Origin of the sequence: Sorangium sp. So ce448 (genome assembly GCF_051520915.1) — a bacterium.
Lineage (GTDB): Bacteria > Myxococcota_A > Polyangia > Polyangiales > Polyangiaceae > Sorangium > Sorangium cellulosum_B.
Genome location: NZ_CP150343.1, coordinates 2,782,784 through 2,799,204, shown reverse-complemented (window position 1 = coordinate 2,799,204; position 16,421 = coordinate 2,782,784). Strand labels below are relative to the sequence as shown.

The following is a 16,421-nucleotide window of genomic DNA, read 5'->3' as shown; positions in this document are numbered from 1 at the left end:
CACCAATGACCCTCCGGAGCTACACCTCGATGCACGATGACGCCAGATCGGCGCAGGCCATTGCGCTGGAGGTCGCTCGGCGCCTGAAAGACCGCAACATCCTCGAACGAGCAGCGACGATCGCCGTGCAACAGAGCTTCTATCCGGCGCTCGCGGAGTGGCGACCCCACTCGCTCAGTCAGGGTGGCGCGGGGCTCGCCGTGTTGTTCGAGTACATGGAAAGTTGCTACCCCGGTCAGGGCTGGGATGTCGAGGCCCGGTGGCACCTGGAGGCCGCCGCCCGCTCCGTCGAGGAGACACCTGGGCTCGGCATGTCTCTGTATGGCCAGCTCGGCGGGGTCGCCTTCGCGGCCTGGTACCTCTCGCGCGGGGGACGGAGATACCGGAGGCTTTCCACCACGCTTGACGAGGTCCTGTGCTCGAGGATCGAGGCGGCGGCAGACGCGCTCGACGCGATGTCCGGGGGGTGCCCGGTTCAACTCTTCGATCTGATCAGCGGCGTCACCGGGGCGGGCGTCTACCTCCTCTGTCGGTCCGAGCAGGAAGGGCCCCGGAGAACCCTGGAACACATCCTCCGCTGCCTCGTCTCGCTCACAGCCGAGGATGAGGGGCTGCCACGCTGGAGGACCCCCCGGCACCTGCTCCTCGGCGAGGACCAGGCAAGGGACTTCCCCAACGGAAACCTGAACTGCGGGCTGGCGCATGGCATCCCCGGCCCTCTGGGGCTGATGTCCCTCGCGAAGCTGCGCGCAATCTCGGTGCCGGGCATGGATGAGGGCATTGAGAGGATCGTCGACTGGCTCCTGGTCCGCCGGCTGGACGACCAGCACGGGGCGATGTGGCCCGCCTTTTACCCGTTGCCCGGGCCAGGGGATTCGCGCGGCGGGGAGGTACAGCCTCTCCCGTGCAAGAGCGCGTGGTGCTACGGGAGCCCGGGCGTCTGCAGGGCCCTCTACATGGCCGGGCAGGCACTCGCGAAGCCCGACCTCTGTCAGATTGCCATCGACGCCATGCGTTCGGCGGTCACGCGGCCCGTGGACGAGCGGCACGTTCCATCGCCGACGTTCTGCCATGGTGTCGCCGGTCGACTCCAGGTCACCCTGCGCTTTTTCATGGACACCGGCCTCCCCGTGTTCGAGCAGGCCATGCGCGCGCAGCTCGCGCAGCTGGTGGATGCCTATGAGCCCGCGTCAATCCTCGGATTCAGGAGCATCGAGCCCAATGGGGTGCGCGTGGACAACCCCGGGCTCCTGGACGGGGCGCCGGGGGTGTGCCTGGCGATGCTCGCGGCCACCACGCCCTCCGAGCCGACCTGGGATCGGTTCCTGCTACTCTCCTGACGCGGGGTCATCTCATGTTCCGTAATCACTCCAAGCTGGTCTCCGGGGCAGCGAGTCAACAGAGCAAATCGAAGAAACCTCTCTTTATCGCACTGGAGATCGCCCTGCTCCGCGCCCCGCTTCTTCCTCTGGAGTTCTATCGCGGACTCTCGCGCCAGACGCCGGCCGGAGCCGAAGACGCCGCGCGCTCGACCAGCGACATGCGTGCCGCCCTCGATGATCCCTCTGTCCGCCTTGCGTTGTTGGTGGCCAGCCGGTCCATGTCCGAGGCCCTGGAACGCGACAGCGCGAGCGGCCGGCGCGACGAGCGGGTCCAGGCCAAGCTGCTGCGTTTCCTGATCCGCATGTCGAGCCGGCCCACACCTTATGGAATGTTCGCTGGCGTGTGCGTCGCGCACCTGGACCAGGAGACGGACTTCACGCTGTCGGGGAACGCGCGAAGACGGATTCGCCCCGACATGGCCTGGCTCGTTCACCTCATTTCCACCCTGGAGCGTCTCCCCGAGGTGCGTGACGGGCTGCGGGTGGTCCTCAACCCCTCCGCCTATCTCCGCGCAGGGCGCTTTGTCCTTTCGGAGCGCGCGAGCCTGTCGGAGCCGGGCCAGGCCCCGGAGGTCTCGATACGGGCGACAGGGGCCGTCCATCAGGCGCTGGAGATGGCGCAGCGCCCGGTTGCGTACAGCCACCTTCGCGACCGGTTGCTCGACGCTCCCCGCGCCACGCCGGAGAAGGTGAACCACCTGCTGACGAGCCTCTTGGAGCAGACGTTCCTTCTCTCCGAGCTCCGTCCCCCGCTGACCGGGAGCAACCCGGCCCAGCACCTCTTCGACCGGCTCGCTGGGATCGACGCGGCGCGCCCGGTGCTGGAAGAGCTCGGCCTCCTTCTCGAGGAGGCGAGCGTCTGGGCGACGCTCTCTCCCGAGGAGGCAATCCCAGCCTATCAGCGATTGCTCAATCGGGCAGAGCGGCTCGTCCCGCGCAAAGACGTGGAACCACCTTTCCAGGTCGACCTGTTCCTCTCCCCGGACAGGACGCGGATCAACCGAGCGGTCGGTGACGAGGCCTGCCGCGCCGCAGAGCTGCTGCTCCGGCTCACGCCGTATCCCGAGGGCCCGCCAGCGCTGGCGGCCTACCGGCAGGCTTTTCTGGCGCGCTACGGCGTCGGTCGGGAGGTTCCGCTGCTCGATCTGCTGGACCGCAACGTGGGCCTCGGCGGCTACTCCACGACGCGCGCTCTCCCCGAGCCGATCCCCGCGATCGCCCAGCGAGAGGGGGTGCTGATGGAGATCGCCGCGGCAGCGCAGCGTACGTTGTGTCCCTGCGTCGAGCTCGATGAAGCGCTCCTGGCACGCCTTCAGGCCGCGGAGCTCGATCCCGAGCGGACTTCGCGCTCCCTCGATCTGGCGGTGTTCGTCGCTGCCCGCTCGTCGCAGGCGCTGGATCGCGGAGAGTTCATGCTGGTGGTCGGGCCGAACGTGGGGGCGCAGGGCGGTGGGAGGGTAGCTGGGCGGTTCGCGGAGGGTCTTGGCGAGGAAGGGGTGGGCATGCTGCGCCGGATCGCCGCCGAGGAGGAGCCGCCGCGGTCAGACCTTCTGTGGGCTGAGCTGGTGTATCTCCCGCAGCGGCCCCGCACGGCGAACGTGAGCGTCCGTCCCGGGATCCGCGGCCACGAGATCCCGGTCGGGTTGCATCCGGGCCTGACCGCTGCGGAGAGCATCCCGCTGCGGGAGCTCGTCGTCGGTGTGAAGGACGACCGGTTTTATCTGAGATGGCCGAGTGCAGACAGGGAGATCCGCGTCTCCAGTGGGCACATGCTCAATGCTGTCCAGGGCCCCGACGTGTGCCGGTTCCTCTCGGACGTCGGCGACGACGGCACGCCTCTGCTCGCGCGGTTCAGCTGGGGGAAGGCAGAATCGTTTCCCTACCTGCCTCGGGTGCGATCCGGCAGGGTGGTCCTGCGGCCGGCCCAGTGGAAGATTGATATCTCCTGCCGGGGACACTTCTTCCCAGAGGCGAGCCCTGCGGAGTTCGCCGCGGAGCTCGATCGCTGGCGGCGGACCTGGGCGGTGCCTCGGCACGTCTACCTGACGCGCGTGGACAATCGCTTGCTCCTCGACCTGGACGATGCGGAGCAAGCTGCTGAGCTGCGGAGAGAGATCGCCCGCCTCACGGACGGGGCGCGCCTGATCCTCCAGGAGGTCCTCCCTGCCTTTGACGAGCTGTGGGTCGCGGGGCCTGCCGGTTCGTTCACCACGGAGCTCAGCGTGTCCCTGGTCCAGCCGCGGCCTCCCCGGCGGTGCCCCGCGACCGGCGATCGGATCGGCGTGGCCACGCCAGCGAGGCCCCCGTCACGGGTCGTGGGCTGGGGAGATCGCGTGTTTCCGCCTGGCAGCGAGTGGGTGTATCTCAAGCTGTACTGCGGTCCCGATCTGCAGAACGACCTGCTCGTCGGTCCTGTCCGGGAGCTGATGCACCGGGTTCTCGGGGACGGGCTCGCCGGCCAGTGGTTCTTCGTTCGCTACACCGACCCCGACCCTCACCTGCGACTTCGCTTTCGCTGCATCCAGCCCGAGCTGCGCGCCTCGCTGTTCGCCGAGCTCTGCGGCTGGGCGACCGCGCTCGTGGAGCACGGGCGCTGCCTGCGCTTCGCCTTCGACACGTACGACCGGGAGGTCGAACGGTACGGCGGGGCGGAGGCCATCGTCATCGCCGAGCAAATCTTCGGCGTCGACTCCTCATCCGTCGTGGAGTACCTCGCCCTCCTGCAGAAGCACCGCGAGGTCGAGCTGCGGGATCTGGTGGTCGCCACGACCGACAACTTGCTCTTCGGGCTATCGCTGCAAAAGGCGGATGTGATCCGGTGGCTGCACAAGCAGCAAGGCGACAAGCAGAGCTCCGGCCCTCAGTATCGAAAGCGCCAAGCAACGCTCCGGTCGTATCTGGACCCTCGCGGCGCCGTGGCGGCCACCACATTGCCGCCTGGAATCCGGAGCGTCATGGATGGCACTCACGAGGAATTGGGGTCGCTCGCCGCAGCGCTCGGAGGCCTCCGGAGTCGATCGCAGCTCCTCCTACCTATGGAGCGCTTGCTGGCGCCTCTCGCTCACATGCACTTCAACCGGCTGATCGGGACCGATACGGAGCTGGAGCGGCTCACGCTCGCGTTGATTCACCGGACCAGAGAGGCGATTGCCCACATCGAACGTCAATCCGTCGCCTGACGACGAGATCAGCGTGCCACCACCACCTCTCGGCTTTTACGGCGCTTCCGAAGGGCGAATTTGCGGTGGCGCGCCCGCGCGCTGGCCCGGGTCCGCTCGTCTGCTCTTCCGGAGGTGCGCCCGCCGCTCAGAGCCCGGTCTCGGCCTGGATGCGTCCGCTCTTCACCGCGGCCGCCAGCGCCTGGTGGTCGCGCTCCGTCTGATCGGCGTAGGCGATCGCGAACGCGGCGACCGCCTTGTCGAACGTGTCCGCCTTCCCAAGGTAGGCCGCGATCGCGATCCGATCGCCCGAGCGCGCGTGTGCGCGCGCCAGAGTCCAGCCGCAGAGGCCGCCGTACGTCGTCAGGAGGACCCGATCCAGCGCGGCGATGTCCACCGAGAACTTCCAGTCGCGCAGCTGGCGCACGTAGAAGTCGCGCTCGATCCCGTCGGCGCCCTTCACGCGCTGCCAGCCGAGGAAGATGTCGCTCGCGGCCTGCATCAGCCGCTGGCCCGCCACAACGCGCTGGCCGCTGTTCGGGTACGCGCTCTTGCCGAGGAACCGCTCGAGGACCGACGCTTGCGCCTCCTTCGCCTGCAGGAAGAGCGGGTCCTCCTCGTCACGGCCGAACAGCAGGATGATCCAGGCGCGCGCGCCGACGCTCCCGACCCCGACGACCTTGTGGGCCATGTCCGCGAAGTTGTACCCCTCCAGCACGTGCCGCCGATCGGGCTGAAGCGTGCTTCGATAGCCGCGCAGGATCTCGCGCACCTGCTGCTCGAGCTGCTCGCGGTCCACCCCCTTCACGAAATCCTCCATCGGGACGATCAAAGGAGGATCGCTGATGATTCGCCGCCGGCCGCCCACCTCGCGCGTCAGCTTCTCGTAAGCCTGAAGGCTGTCCTTCGTCCGCGCCTTCGCGACGTTGCGCTCGGTGACGTTCAGGCGCTCGCGGCCCACCTGCGAGCGGAACCGGTCGAGGATCTGCTGGATGTCGAGGCTCGCGTACCAGACGTCGAGGTTGCGGAGCGCCGCGAAGCTCCGCATCGCCTCGCGGTACGCGCGGACCGTCGTCAGGACGATGTCGGACCGCGCCGCCTTCGAGAAGCCGTTGTCGCGCCCGGCGAGCTCCATGCTGGCGGCCAGCCGCTTGACGTCCCAGTCCCACGGTCCCGGGAGCGTCTCGTCGAAGTCGTTGATGTCGAACACCATGCGGCGCTCGGGGGATCCGAACACCCCGAAGTTCGAGAGGTGCGCGTCGCCGCAGAGCTGCACCCTCAGGCCCGAGCGCGCCGCGGCGGCCAGATCGGAGGCCATCACGCACGCTGCGCCCCGGTAAAACGTGAACGGGGAGACCAGCATCCGGCCGTAGCGGATCGGCACGAGCTCTGGGACGCGGGTCTTCGCTTGCTCCTCAAGAAGCGCGATCGGCTCGGGCCGGTTGGGCAGCGCCTCCCACGCCGCGTGCGCCGCACGTGGGATCTCCGCGCGCTCCGCCTTGCCACGAGCCGCATGCTCCTCGGCGGAGAGGTGCGGCATCGCCCACTCCCCCGTGACCGTGGATGATCCTTCGACTGTGGCCATTCCGTCTTCCGTCCCTCCCTCGGTGTTCAACGTCCCGCGGCCGTGCGGGACGCGCCGTTCAGAACCTCGCACGTCCGCCAGACGCACGAGGGATGCTCAATCGCCCATCGTTCGCCGCAGATCGATCATCGCCTGCTGGCTCACCTGCAGAGCCCCCTCCTGCGGGCGATCGAGGTCGGCGGTCAGCAGCATGACGACCGAGAGGCTCATGACCAGCGTCGCGACCGTGGGGGAGCGGCGCGTCTTGACCAGAGCGGCGTGATAACCGACGGCCATCAAGTTCAGGATCGCGACCGCGAAGAGCGCCGCCCACAGGACCCCTGGAATGCCGCTCCGGATGGCCACGTTGACGCGCGTCGTGTGGAGCTCGATCGTCCGGTTCAGCGACTCGATGAAGAGCGCCACGACGGGCGAGCTGGGGTGGTCTCGTCCGGCGGTCTCCGCCTCTCTCCAGAGCTCCCGGTGCAGCTCCTCCGAGCGCCGCACCGCGTGGTCGACGTTGTCGGGCCTCACCCCCTCCAGACGCGACGCCACGTAGTCACGCAGCAGCGCGCGGACCTTCGCGCCGCGGTCGCCGGGGAGCAGGCCGGCGCGCAGATAGGTCGTCTTGATGGCGTTGGCCTCGTCGACGACCATATGTTTCCTCGCCTCGAAGCGGGTCGCCGCAAAGCCGAACGTGAACGCCAGGACGAGCGCCAGCAGGCCCATCGTGGTTGTGACCAGGGCGAGCACGTGGGCCCCGGCCTCCCCCTCGGACCGGCGCAGCCGGTACCCTCCCAGCCGATAGCCGCCCTCGACGGCGAGCACCAGGACCACGATCATGATCCCCAGGAGCAACCAGAGCGGAATTCGATCGAGCAGTCCAGGCACGGGCATCGACGCACCTCGCTTCAATCACAGCGCTTCGCCGTCGCGAAGACGGAGCATGTTGCCGCGGCGCCGGCCTGGGCGGTCGCCTTCAGTCCGACAGCCCGGCTGGCGCTGACTTCATGGTCGCGATTCCTGGCGGGAGGTCAACCAACCCGTCCTCGTTCTGTCAAGCGCTTTCCGTGCGAAAGCAGGCCTGCAAGATCCGGAGTTTCTCCGATCGCAGCAGGGGCGGCCTGATCCCGGGCGCGGCTCGCCGGACAGCGGACCTACACCGCCCGCCACCGGGTCTTCCGCATTTTTTCCTCGAGCGCTCGCGCAGGCGGCGGAGCTGCGGATAGCGTGGAAGGATGAAGAATCCTCTGCAATTTCCCCTGGTGATCGCGCTGTTGCTCGCCGCCTGCGACTCCACGCCGGGCTCCGGCGGCGACGGCGGCTCAGGGCCTGACGTGCCCTCGCCGCACCCCGCCGGCGGCGGACCGAACGACGGCGGCGGGGGCGGCGGAACCAGCGATGGCGGCGGGGGCGGCGGCGACACGTCGCCGTCCGGCACGCTGAGCGAGCGCTACCCGGACGACGTGGGCCTCGCCGGTGACCCCGCCGTGCTCTTCCACGACGACTTCGAGCAAGGCTGGGGGCGCTGGGACGGGCCCACCGCCGACACGCGCTATCTGCACATCGAGGCCGACGCGGCGACCGCGCACGCCGGGCAGGGCTACCTCCGCTCGACCGTGACGACCGCCGATCTGGCGGAGGAGACGTACATCTCGTCGTCCACGTGGATCACCCATGAGCGCGTCGACGCGCTCTACTGGCGCTTCCATGTGCGCTTCCCCGAGCTGGCCCCAAACCCGCACCACTGGGTGCGCATGGCGGCGGGCACCGAGAGCTGGGACAGCAGCGGCCTCGCGAACACGGTGCCGTCCGGAGACGACGGATTCTGGTTCGACTTCGATACGACAACCGACGACGTCTTCAACTTCTACGCCTACTGGTACAAGATGCGCTCCGGGCGCTGCAACGACGGGACCGCCACCCCTGGCTGCGCCGGCGATCAAGGCACGACGTACTACTACGGGAATGTCTTTCAGCCGCCGGATCAAGCGTCGTTCCCGCGCGATCGATGGTTCTGCGTCGAGATGCACGCACGCGCCAACACGGTCGGCCGGAGCGACGGCGCGCTCGCGTTCTGGATCGACGGCGTGGCGATCGGCGACTACCGCCCCGGCTACCCCGACGGCACCTGGCTCCGCGCCCAGTTCCACACGGGAGGGTGCGACTTCAGCGCGTGCACGGCGCCCGAGCCGTTCGGTGGCTTCGACTTCCGATCGAGCGATGACGTGCGCTTCAAGAAGTTCATGCTCGACGCCTATTACGAGCGCGACTCCGATGCTCGCCGGCGGACGGAGATGGAAGAGCTCGGCATGACCGTCTCCGACACACACACCATCCTCTACGACGACGTCGTCGTCGCGACCGAGCGCATCGGCTGCCGCCGCTGAAGCACGCTCCGCGCTCGGCCCTCTCCATGGTACCCTCCCGCGCATGGGTACCGCGAACGCCCCCGCCCCCCGACGGCGCTCGGCCCTGCGCTGCGCCGCATGCGCGGCCCTCCTGCTGGCCGCGTGCGGCCCCGCGCCCACGCTGGCCGAGCCGCGCGCGCCGGAGCCGCCGCCCGCCGCCGAGACGGTCTACATCGTCCTCCAGGATCCGCCCCCGGCGGCGGCGATAGCGGCGGCCGACGGCTGGGTGCCGGAGGAGTTCCCCGGCGACAACCCGTTCGCGCGGACGCGCACCTGGATCGGCGATTACGACTGCCCGCAGGGGACGACCGAGATGACGTTCCGGATCCTGGAGGTCAAGGGCGACAGGATCAAGGCCGTTTTCGGCTTTCATCATGCCGAGTCCGGCGCCGCCGGCAAATACCTCATGAGCGGCCGCTACGACGCCGAGACGCGGACGGCATCGTTCTCGCCCGGCGCCTGGCTCGAGCGCCCGCCCAACTACGTCACCGTGGGCATGAAGGGCGACCTCGCGTTCGACGGCTCGCTCTTCGCCGGACGCATCGAACACCCCGACTGCGGCGCGTTCCGGCTCCGGCCGGCGGGGTAACGCCGCCCCTCGCGCTGCTCGTCGCCGGGCCGCGCCGAGCGACGAGCAGCGCTTCCGTCATGTGGGCGGTCGCGCGAGCGAGGGGCGCGGCGAGACCCTCAGGGCGTGCTCGACGGGTCTGCCGGGTCGCTGCCCTCGTCTTCCTCGTCGCCGTCGCGGAATCCATCGCCGTCGCGATCCAGCCCGATCCGCTCCCCCGAGCCCGGCGGCACGCACGTGTACGTGAGCTCGCCCCGGTTGCGCGAGGCCCGGTGCCGCAGCGCCGCGTCGCGGATCGGCGCGTCGCAGAGCCGGTCGCCGACGAACAGGCCCGCGCCGACGTAGAGGAACCCCGCTGCCTCCTTGTCGTGCGATCCCTTGACCACCAGATCGCACTCCCCTGCATCGGCCCGCGCGCGGAGCAGATCGATCCTCGGCCCGACCGCGGCCGCGTTGTGGCGGGTGAGCGTCACCTGCTGACCGACGATCGGCGCCAGGTTGCTGTCGAACGCGAGCAGGAACTGCTCCACCTCGCGCCGCATCACCTCCCCCTCCGGCCCCGGCGGGAACCCGCCCGGGGTGAGCGGCGACTGGTTGAACCCCATGTCGGGGGTCGCCGAGCTCACGAAGCGGAAGAGCGTCGGGACGCCCCCTTCGTTGTTGAAGCCGAAGCCGCGGACCTGGTCGCCCAGGTGCGCGTCGCTGCCCGGGAAGAGATCGTTGTCCGCCATCCCGAACATGCCGACCTTCTGGTACAGATTGCGGAAGTGCGGCGACTTGAAGGCCTCGGTCTCCAGGTCGAACGTGTACCGGCCATCGCCGCCGAAGAAGCCCGGCGCATCGACGCCGAACTCCTCGTTCCCGTGGCGGTCGAGCACATGGCACGAGACGCAGGTGCCCTCCTCGCTGAAGTCGGACACGTTGTTGAAGAAGAAGCTGCGCCCGGCCTGCTGCGCCGGCGTCAGCGAGTTGTCCAGCGCCCGGTTCGGGTTGGGCGGATAGGTGACCTGCAGGATGAAATCGGCGAACGCCTGCATGTCTGCCTCCGGGATGAGCTCGCTCCTCCCCAGGAGATCCGGGAACGCGGCCTGGAACTCCAGGAACGCCGTCACCTCGTCGAACGTCCCGCTGTCCGGGTGCGCGCTCGGCTCGTTGTCGCCCCCGGTGCGATCGCCGCGCCAGTGCATGGGCCCGTGGTTCGCCATCCCGCGGAGGCTCTGCGTCGTCATCGGCCCCTTCATCGGGTGATGCGTGTCGGGTATCCCGAAATCGAGGGGGTGTGACTCGAACGGCCCCGGGATGTCGGCGACCACCCCGTCCGGATTGCCGAGATCCCAGGCCAGGCTGTCGAAATCGCCGTAGACATGGCAGCTCGCGCACGACGAGTCGCCGTGGCTCGACTCGAACGACGCGTCGTAGAGGAACCGGCGGCCGGCGACGACGCTCGGCGGCTCCGGGTTGTGCATCGGCACGTGCGCGATCTCGGACCTGGTCGTCGTGCTGAGGATCGAGATCGCGTTGTCGAAGCGCGTGATCGTGTACAGGCGCCGCCGCGCCTCGTCGAGCAGGAGCCCCGTCGGGCCGCCGCCGGGCACCGGGATCTGCCTGGAGACGCTCGGCACGAAGGTGTCGTTCTCCAGGGCGGCGGTGCTGAACACCCCGATCTTGGACGAGCCTATCGTCGCCACGTACAGCGTCTTGCCGTCGCTCGTGACGGCCATCTGCTGCGGGAGGGCGAGGCTCTTCTGGTTCTCGGCGTTCGGGACCGGGGCGCAGCACGCGCCGTAATCGATGTGTTTGTTGAGGTGCCTCGGCGTGACGCCGCCCGCCGGGCCGAGGACGGTGATCCTGCTCTCGTGCAGGTGGCCTCGTATCGAATGACCGGCGAAGATCCCGGGCCCCTCGAAGCGCTTCTCGTTCCCCGCCTCGGTGTTCGAGACGTACACCTTCCCGCTGACCGGGTTGACCACCATGTTGTAGAGGATGGTGCCGACGCCGGTGTAGAACCCCGCGGCGCCGGGCAGCTGCCTCGGCGGGCTCGCGTTCGCGTCGATGACGAACACGTCCTTGTCGGGCAGCGAGAGCCGGACGGAGCCGTCCCAGACGCGGTTCAGCTCGTCGACCCAGTGGGAACCATTGAACTTGACGATGAGCCCCGTCTCCGGGTGCGGGATCCCCTCCGCGTTGGTGGCCGGCCCGGGCACGCCCCCCGCCGCCTCTCCGCCGTTCGGGATGATGCCCTCGTGGAGCGAAGTCGTGCGGTTCCCGGAGTGGAAGGCCGCCGCATACACCTTGCTGCCGTCCGGCGTCACCGCGAGCGCCCGCGGGGTATCGCTGAACAGCGTGACGATCGTGAGGGGCGCGCCGGCGAGCGTCGACCCGAGGCGATCGGCGTCGAAGACCCATACGTCCGCCCGGCCCACGCCGGGGGTCGTGAGCTGGGGATCGAACGGGATGTTCTGTCCGCGGTGCGCCGTCGTGATGAACGCGCGGCGCCTTCCAGGACCCGCGAACACGATATCCCGCGGCTCGTCGCCCACGAGCAGCGTCCGCACGACCCGGCCCGAGCGCGCCCCCTGGGTCAGCTCGACGATGCTCACGCTGTCCGAGAGGTGGTTGACGACCCAGACCTCGGTATCGCTCCGAGCCGCCACGGCCACCGGCTCGAGGCCGACGGGGATGGAGGCGCGGTGCTCGATGCCCTGATCCTTGACCCGATACACCTCGAGGTGGTTGTCGGGTGTGTTCACGGCGAATAGCAGCTTTCCGTCGGGCGAGAGCGCGAGCGGACGCACATGGCCGCTCTCGAAGAGGGTGAAAGACGACGCCGCCTCGGCGGATCGGCCGGCCGCGAGGGCGACGAGCAGCGCCGACGCCGCGACGAGGCGGGAGAGGACATCGCGCAGGACAAAGTACGAGGCCATGAGTCACCTCCGATGAGTGGGGTTCTCCTCAACTGATTTCGAATGGCAAGCAGACGATAAGGCGCGAAGGTTGAGTTGAAAGGTAGTCGTGGCCGGCTCGCATTGCAATATCGCAATGGTTTTGCTTCAGCAATCGATGCCTTCGGCACACCTGCGCCGAGCTACCTACCGAGGTGTCGCGACCGTGCGAGGCAGTCCAGTCGGGCAGACGGCGCCGGCGACCTCGAGCCGGGCCCCCGGATCGCCGTGATCCGGTCGCAGAGCATCGCGGCGCCGCGGCGGTTCATGGTAGGCTGCGCAACATGCAGGGGGGCCTCGCAGTCGGGCCGTCGTCTCGGCGCCGGGAGCGCGGCGCGCGGCGATCGGCGCGCATTCCGCGCTGTCGCCCCGCCGCGCGGCGCGCGCTGCCCGCACGACACGCCCCGGGAAGGAGCCCCGAGAGACCATGAAGACATCGGCTGTGCGGCGCACGATCGCCTGGCTCACGGTCGCCGTGCTGTCCGTCCTCGCCTCGGCGTGCCAGCCGGATCCTTCGCCCGGCGACCGGGGCAAGGAGGCGCGGCCGCCGCTCCGCTTCAGCCACGGCTACTGGGTCGGGTTCTTCCCGGTGTCGATCGCCGAGGAGAAGGGCTTTTTCGACCAGCAAGGGGTGAACGTCGAGCTCGTCTTCAACCCGGATCTCTACGGCATGATCTCCGATTTCACCGCGGGCAAGGTCGACGGCTTGCCGTGGACCATGGAGGTCGTCGTGCGCATCCTCGCGAAGGAGCCGGATGTGCGGGTCGTCCTCTACCTGGGCCAGACAGCGGGCGCCGACGTCATCATGGCGCGGCCGGAGATCCAGACGATCTCCGATCTCAAGGGGAAGAAGATCGCGGCCAAGACCGGCGCGCTGGGCGAGATGCTGGTCAGCGAGATGCTCGAGAGGAGCGGCCTCGCCATCGACGACGTGACGCTGGTCAACGCGAGCGAGACGGATGTCATCCCGTTCCTGTCGAACAACACCATCCAGGCCGCGCACACCTGGGAGCCCTACGCGACGCAAGCAGGGAAGGCCGGCGCCAAGGCGATCTTCTCGAGCAAGGAGACGCCCGGGCTCTTCGCCGACTTCACGATGTTCCGCGGCGCGGTGCTGCGCGACCGCCCGGACGACGTCCGCGCCTTCATCCGGGCGTGGTTCCAGGCCGTCGAGTTCTGGAAGGCCCACCCGCAGGAAGGCAACGAGATCATCGCGAAGGCGCTCAAGATCCCGGCCTCGGACATCAGCACGGACGGATACGAGCTCTTCTCGCTGGAGGAGGTCCGACGGCGGTTCGCCCCGAACAACGACCCCACGTCGCTGGCCCCCCTCGTCGACAAGCACATCGATTTTCTCGTCCAGGACGGGCAGCTGGGGCGCCGCCCGGACATCAACAACATCTTCGATTCGTCCTTCCTGCCGCCCGCCACGAGCCGCGAGTGACCGCCGCGGCCCGCGGAGCACCTGGAGAGCATCGCCACGGAGGTTCGACGAACGCCATGAGTCGCGCAATGCAGCAGCAGGCCCCGCTCATCACCCTCCGCATGAAGCTGATCGTGGCGCTCTTGACGGTCGCGCTCGCGCCGCTCTCGATCCTCACGCTCCTGAACAAGCGGACGAACGAGATGGTGTTGACCGAGAGCGCCAACCAGGCGCTCGCCGCGGCCGCGTCGCAGGCCGCGACAAGCGTCGACGACTTCATCGAGAGCAACCTGGACGCGGTCCGCGTCGAGGCCCGCCTGCCCGGGCTCACCAGCTACCTGAGCCTCGACGACGAGGCCCGGAGGAGCGGGAGCGAGGCGCATGCGTTCGCGTCGAGGACGCTGCACGGCCTCATCCGGAAGGACACGATCAACATCCTCTCCTATGCGCTGCTCGACGAGCGCGGGCACAACGTCCTCGACACGGTGCAGGCGCCCGCGGAGAGGGACGAATCCAGGAGGGACTACTTCGTCAGCGCGATGGAGACGGGCCTGCCGTACGCGTCGTCGGTCGTGTTCGCCGGCGAGGTGCCCCAGCTCGTCTTCAGCAGCCCCGTCCGCGACGCGCTGAACAAGAAGAAGACGATCGGCGTGCTCCGGTGCACTTACAACCTGTCGGCCGTCCAGCGGATCATCCTCTCCCAGACGCGCCTCCTGGAGGCGTCGGACGCGTTCGCGATCCTGCTCGACGAGCACCACGTCCGACTGGCGCACGGCCGCTCCCCGGAGCTCGTGTTCAAGTCGCTGGTGCCGCTCGCCCCGGAGCTCGAAGGCCGGCTCAAGGCGGAGCGGCGGCTGCCGGACAGGCCGGCCGCGGAGCTGTCGACCGACGTGCAGGCCTTCGACGAGGGGCTGCGCCGGTTCGAGCGCGAGCAGGACCCGACCTCGACGGCGAGCCGCTTCCTGCAGGCCCGCATGGCCGCGCGGGACGCCCCCATGAGCGCGGTGGCCCTCGCGCGCGTGAGCGCCTTCGACGGCATGAAGAAGCCGCCGTGGACCGTGGCCTTCGTGCGGCCGGAGGCGGCGTTCCTCGAGCCCATCGAGGAGAAGACGACGCGCGACGCGCTGCTGCTCGCCTCGCTGATCGCCGCGATCGTCACGGCGGTCGCCGTCCTGATGGCGCAGGTCCTGACGAGGCCGATCACCCGCCTCGCCCAGGCGGCGTCGCAGCTGGCGAGCGGGAAGCTCGACACAGCGGTCGAGGTGCGATCCCACGACGAGATGGGCACGCTGGCGGAGTCGTTCAACCAGATGGCGCGCCAGATCCAGGGGTCGTTCGAGGAGCTCGAGCACCGCGTCGAGCAGCGCACGGCCGAGCTGAAGGAGGCGAAGGTCGCCGCGGACGCCGCCAACAAGGCGAAGAGCGACTTCCTCGCCAACATGAGCCACGAGCTCAGGACGCCGCTCAACGGCATCCTCGGCTACGCGCAGATCCTCCGGCGCTCGCGGGGGCTGAGCGAGCAGGACCTGCGCGGGATCGACGTCATCCATCGCTCCGGCGCCCACCTGCTCACGCTGATCAACGACGTCCTCGATCTGGCGAAGATCGAGGCGCAGGCGATGGAGACCCACGCGAACGACTTCCACCTCCCCTCGTTCCTGCGATCGACGGCCGAGATCTGCCGCATCCGCGCCGAGGAGAAGGGGATCGCGCTGGTGTATACGCCCGATCCCGAGCTCCCCGCCGACGTTGTCGCCGACGAGCGGCGGCTGCGGCAGGTGCTGATCAACCTGCTCGGCAACGCCGTGAAGTTCACCGAGAAGGGCCGCGTCTCCTTCACGATCAAGCGGCTGGGCGACGGGCCGCGCCCGCCGCACGGCTCGGCGCCGGACTCCGCCGCGATCCAGAGCGCGCCGCGCAGGACGCACCGGGTGCGCTTCGAGATCGAGGACACCGGGACGGGCATCAGCCCGGATCAGATCGACCAGATCTTCCTCCCGTTCAAGCAAGCCAGCGACGGCAAGCGCCGCGTCGACGGGACGGGGCTCGGGCTCGCGATCAGCCAGCGCATCATGAAGCTGCTCGGCAGCTCCATCGAGGTGAGGAGCGAGCCCGGCAAGGGGAGCGTGTTCTGGATGGACGTGATCCTCGCCGAGTCGCCCCGGCGAACCCAGCCCACGGCGCTCCGGCCCGCGTCGGCGGTCGTCGACTACGAGGGCAGGCGGCGCCACGTCCTCGTCGTCGACGACAAGCCCGAGAACCGCGCGGTGCTCGTGAAGATGCTGCAGTCCGTCGGGTTCGAGACGTCCGAGGCCACGGACGGCAAGGAGGGCCTCGCGGCGGCGTCGGAGCGCGCGTTCGACCTGGTGATCACAGACCTCGCGATGCCGGAGCTCGACGGCTGGGAGATGATCCGGCTGCTCCGGAAGGCGCCGGATCGAGCAGGATTGAAGATCTTCGCGTCGTCCGCGAGCGTCTTCCTCTCCGATCAGGACAAGAGCCTGGCCGCGGGCGCCGACGATTTCCTCCCGAAGCCGCTGCAGCTGGAGGAGCTCTACGACAAGATCCAGCGGCACCTCGGGCTCTCGTGGATCTACGAGCAGCAGGGCGGTCCTGACGCGCCGGGCGAGGCGCCGGGCGAGGCGCCCGCCGGCGCCCACCGCGACCCGAGCTCCCCCGAGCTCGCCGGCGGCGCAGATCTCCCGGTGACCGCCCCCGCCGCCGAGGATCTGCGGCTCCTCTTCGATCTCGCGCACAGGGGGCTCTTCCACCAGCTCCAGAAGCACCTCGACAGGCTCGATCGCGCCGATCCGAAGCTCGCGCCGTTCTGCAGGCACCTGCGCCGCCTGATGCAGGATTTCAAGATGGAAGCCGTTGAAGATTTCATCAAGATGCACCTACGCGATTGACGTTGCTTGGACGGCGCGCGCCTTGGTCGTGGCAATGGGAGCGCGCGCCCCTTGGAGGGTAGAA

General features: G+C 69.1%; 9 protein-coding genes. 6 read left to right on the top strand and 3 right to left on the bottom strand.

The features are described from left to right. Window positions 1-5: 5 nt before the first annotated feature. Both WMF45_RS10815 and WMF45_RS10810 read left to right on the top strand, forming a co-directional pair. Complete coding sequence (locus tag WMF45_RS10815; protein ID WP_437716832.1) at window positions 6-1,340, top strand: lanthionine synthetase C family protein; 1,335 nt, start codon at window positions 6-8, stop codon at window positions 1,338-1,340. 14 nt (window positions 1,341-1,354) lie between these two features. Beyond that, the gene (locus WMF45_RS10810; RefSeq protein ID WP_437716831.1) at window positions 1,355-4,561 is read left to right on the top strand and encodes a lantibiotic dehydratase; all 3,207 of its coding nucleotides are present in this window, start codon (window positions 1,355-1,357) and stop codon (window positions 4,559-4,561) included. A gap of 127 nt (window positions 4,562-4,688) precedes the next feature. Here WMF45_RS10810 and WMF45_RS10805 read toward each other — a convergent pair whose 3' ends face one another. Both WMF45_RS10805 and WMF45_RS10800 read right to left on the bottom strand, forming a co-directional pair. After that, entirely contained in the window at window positions 4,689-6,125 is a 1,437-nt protein-coding gene (locus WMF45_RS10805; protein ID WP_437716830.1) for a DUF2252 domain-containing protein, read from the bottom strand. Window positions 6,126-6,221: 96 nt separating this feature from the next. Continuing rightward, the gene (locus tag WMF45_RS10800) at window positions 6,222-7,001 is read right to left on the bottom strand and encodes a hypothetical protein (RefSeq protein ID WP_437716829.1); all 780 of its coding nucleotides are present in this window, start codon (window positions 6,999-7,001) and stop codon (window positions 6,222-6,224) included. A gap of 341 nt (window positions 7,002-7,342) precedes the next feature. On the opposite strand from WMF45_RS10800, the gene WMF45_RS10795 reads away from it, so the two are divergent. Both WMF45_RS10795 and WMF45_RS10790 read left to right on the top strand, forming a co-directional pair. Further along, window positions 7,343-8,494: a hypothetical protein gene (locus tag WMF45_RS10795; protein ID WP_437716828.1), complete on the top strand. Its 1,152-nt coding sequence runs from the start codon at window positions 7,343-7,345 to the stop codon at window positions 8,492-8,494. A 43-nt stretch (window positions 8,495-8,537) separates the two neighbouring features. Beyond that, the gene (locus WMF45_RS10790) at window positions 8,538-9,104 is read left to right on the top strand and encodes a hypothetical protein (protein ID WP_437716827.1); all 567 of its coding nucleotides are present in this window, start codon (window positions 8,538-8,540) and stop codon (window positions 9,102-9,104) included. 98 nt (window positions 9,105-9,202) lie between these two features. On the opposite strand, the gene WMF45_RS10785 is transcribed toward WMF45_RS10790, so the two are convergent. Further along, window positions 9,203-12,007: a hypothetical protein gene (locus WMF45_RS10785; protein ID WP_437716826.1), complete on the bottom strand. Its 2,805-nt coding sequence runs from the start codon at window positions 12,005-12,007 to the stop codon at window positions 9,203-9,205. A 445-nt stretch (window positions 12,008-12,452) separates the two neighbouring features. Between WMF45_RS10785 and WMF45_RS10780 the strand changes: the two genes are divergently transcribed. Further along, window positions 12,453-13,469: an ABC transporter substrate-binding protein gene (locus WMF45_RS10780; protein ID WP_437716825.1), complete on the top strand. Its 1,017-nt coding sequence runs from the start codon at window positions 12,453-12,455 to the stop codon at window positions 13,467-13,469. A 56-nt stretch (window positions 13,470-13,525) separates the two neighbouring features. Continuing rightward, window positions 13,526-16,357 (top strand): ATP-binding protein, encoded by a 2,832-nt coding sequence (locus WMF45_RS10775; RefSeq protein ID WP_437716824.1) that lies wholly within the window; start codon window positions 13,526-13,528, stop codon window positions 16,355-16,357. Window positions 16,358-16,421 lie beyond the last annotated feature (64 nt).